Raw genomic sequence first — 2,501 nt, 5'->3', positions numbered from 1 at the left:
ATCATGGCCGTCCGCTGCGGCGCCCGGTCTTTTCACTTCGCTCGACAGCGCCTGCGCCCACTCGCTCCACGAAAACAGGCCCTTGTCGTGCAGCGCCACCGTCATGGCGAAGGCCTCGGCCTGCCACGGCTCGGCGAACACCGGCTCGTCGAAACCTGGCGGCAGTTCTTCACGCCGGCTCAAGATAGCTCTCCCAGGCGTCTATCGACACGCGTAGCGTCGGGTCGGCCCCCTCGCCCCAGATCTCCGATCCTTCGAAAACCACGGTGTAGACCCATTGCGGATTTTCGCCGTGTCCATGCGCGTTGCTGTCGGGAAAAACAAAACCGTCGTGCACCGCCTCGATCACGCCGTGCTTGCCGCGTGCGTAGCGCGGCAGCCGCGTGTGGCCGGTCGGGTTGAAGTTTTTGGTCCGCACGGCGTCGCCCGCCTTGAACCGCGCCGCTTGCGCCACCGGCCGGTCGCAAGGGCTGCCCTTGGCCAACACCGCGGGCACGTTTTCCGCCTTCAGCACCCTCTTGGGAGTCGCTGCTGGATCGACTGCCTTGCCCGCTTCGAGATCGCGCTGGCTGACGAAGCCATGGCGCTTTAACAGCACCTCCAGCGCCTTGATCCATATCTCGTAGTAGCTCGATGAATAGTAGACAGCCGGATGCAGCGATTCCCGTGCATGCCGGCTCTCGTCGATGTTCCAGGCGCCCATGGCGCCGGCAGTCAGCGTCACGCCGAGCGCCCGCCTTTCCCAGGCGGCATGGAAGTAAGGTTCGTCCTTTTCCGGCGCGACCGGGCCGAAACCCATCTGTCCGCCGAGATCCTGCGGCCCGTTCATGCCGGCTGTTCCGCCAGGCCGGTGCCGATCATCGCATCGCGGCTCACCAGCTCCGCCAGCCGCTCCTCGCTCCAGCCCTCGGTACCCTCGGGCCGCATCGGCACGACGAGATAGCGCAGCTCGGCAGTGGAATCCCAGACGCGGATTTTCTTGTCCGCCGGCAGCGTCAGCCCGAACTCTTCCAGCACGCCGCGCGGATCGATCACCGCGCGCGAACGATAGGGCGGCGCCTTGTACCAGACCGGCGGCAGGCCAAGCACCGACCACGGATAGCAGGAGCATAGTGTGCAGACGACGAGATTATGGGTATCCTGCGTGTTGAACACCGCCTGCATGTGCTCGCCCTGGCGGCCGGTATAGCTCAGCGATGCGATCGCCGCCGTCGCGTCGCGCTTCAGCCAATCGGCAAAGGCAGGATCGCTCCAGGCCTTGGCCACCACCCTGGCGCCGTTGCGCGGCCCGATCTTCGTCTCGTAGGTGTCGACGATGACGTCGATCGCGGCCGGATCGATCAGACCCTTCTGGGCGAGGATCGTCTCCAGCGCACGCACGCGGGCGGCAAACGGATCAAGTTCGTTATCGTGATGATGATCGTGGGACATGGCGACAAATTACGGTTCCGGTGGTGCCACCGCAAGCGCAACGCCTTGGGCCAGCGGCACATGCACTGGCCCTGTCACATCATTCGGCGGCCGCCCGCTGCGGTTCGGGCTGCATGTCTTCCCTCGCCTTGAACAGCGAGAGCTGGTCGACAGTTTCGACCGGACCCGGCTCGCCCTTGCGCTTCGACCAAAGCCCGACCAGCCAGCCCGAGAAATTCTCCATGTAGACATAGATCACCGGCGTCACGAACAGGGTCAGTGCCTGCGAGGCAAGCAGGCCGCCGACAACGGCAACGCCCAGCGGCTGGCGCAGTTCGGCGCTGGCGCCGGTGCCGAGCGCAATCGGGAACGTGCCCATGAGTGCCGCCAGCGTCGTCATCATGATCGGCCTGAAGCGCATCAGGCAGGCCTTGTGGATCGACTCGGTCGCCGACATGCCTTCTCGTCGCAACTCAAGCGCGACATCGACCATCATGATGCCGTTCTTCTTGACGATGCCGATCAGCATCAGGATGCCGATCACCGCGATGACCGACAGATCCATGCCGGCGAAGCGCAGCGCAACGACCGCTCCCAGTACGGCCGATGGCAGGCCGGTGAGGATGGTCAGCGGGTGGATGAAGCTTTCGTAGAGGATGCCGAGCACGATGTAGATGGTCAGGATTGCGCCGCCGACCAGAAAACCCTGGTTGGCCAGCGAATCCTGGAAGGTCTTGGCCGTGCCGGCAAAGGTCGTCGAGATCACCGTCGGCATGCCGATCTGCTCTTTCAGCGCATTGATGCGCGTCACGCTGTCGCCCAGCGCCACGCCCTGCGGCAGATTGTAGGAGATGGTCACGGCTGGAAGCTGGCCGAGCTGGTTGACGGTCAGGGCGCCGGCCGTGCGATCGACGCGGGCGAAGGCGCCGAGCGGAACAAGACTGCCGCTCGCCGTCCTCATCTGGATGGCCAGCATCCGCTCGGGCGACCACTCGATCTTGGGATCGAGCTCGGTGATGACTTCATAGCTGTCGGCCGAACCGAAGATGGTCGAAACCTGGTCGGTGCCGAACCCGCCATAGAGGGCGGAG

4 protein-coding genes are annotated in these 2,501 nt (G+C 64.7%); all 4 read right to left on the bottom strand.

Translation table 11 applies throughout. The features are described from left to right. A partial coding sequence (locus ENZ74_RS28860; protein WP_127313181.1) for a nitrile hydratase accessory protein occupies nucleotides 1-183 on the bottom strand: 183 nt, incomplete at its 3' end. Continuing rightward, nucleotides 170-829 carry a nitrile hydratase subunit beta gene (gene nthB, locus ENZ74_RS28855; RefSeq protein ID WP_063168266.1) on the bottom strand — a complete coding sequence of 220 codons (660 nt, stop codon included), beginning with the start codon at nucleotides 827-829 and terminating at the stop codon, nucleotides 170-172. The genes ENZ74_RS28860 and nthB, both read right to left, overlap by 14 nt. Continuing rightward, a complete protein-coding gene (gene nthA, locus ENZ74_RS28850) occupies nucleotides 826-1,431 on the bottom strand; it encodes a nitrile hydratase subunit alpha (protein ID WP_063168267.1) in 606 nt (201 codons plus the stop codon). Before nthA ends, nthB begins: the two co-directional genes overlap by 4 nt. Before the next feature lie 79 nt (nucleotides 1,432-1,510). Beyond that, a partial coding sequence (locus tag ENZ74_RS28845) for an efflux RND transporter permease subunit (RefSeq protein WP_164761283.1) occupies nucleotides 1,511-2,501 on the bottom strand: 991 nt, incomplete at its 5' end.

The organism is Mesorhizobium sp. M7A.F.Ca.CA.002.15.2.1 (assembly GCF_003998715.1).
Classification (GTDB): domain Bacteria; phylum Pseudomonadota; class Alphaproteobacteria; order Rhizobiales; family Rhizobiaceae; genus Mesorhizobium; species Mesorhizobium ciceri.
This window is presented reverse-complemented; position numbering and strand designations above follow the sequence as displayed.

What these genes read in the sequence shown, in the direction of transcription:
- nthA (WP_063168267.1), bottom strand. Translation starts at nt 1,431, where the DNA reads ATGTCCCACGATCATCATCACGATAACGAACTTGATCCGTTTGCCGCC.
- nthB (WP_063168266.1), bottom strand. Translation starts at nt 829, where the DNA reads ATGAACGGGCCGCAGGATCTCGGCGGACAGATGGGTTTCGGCCCGGTC.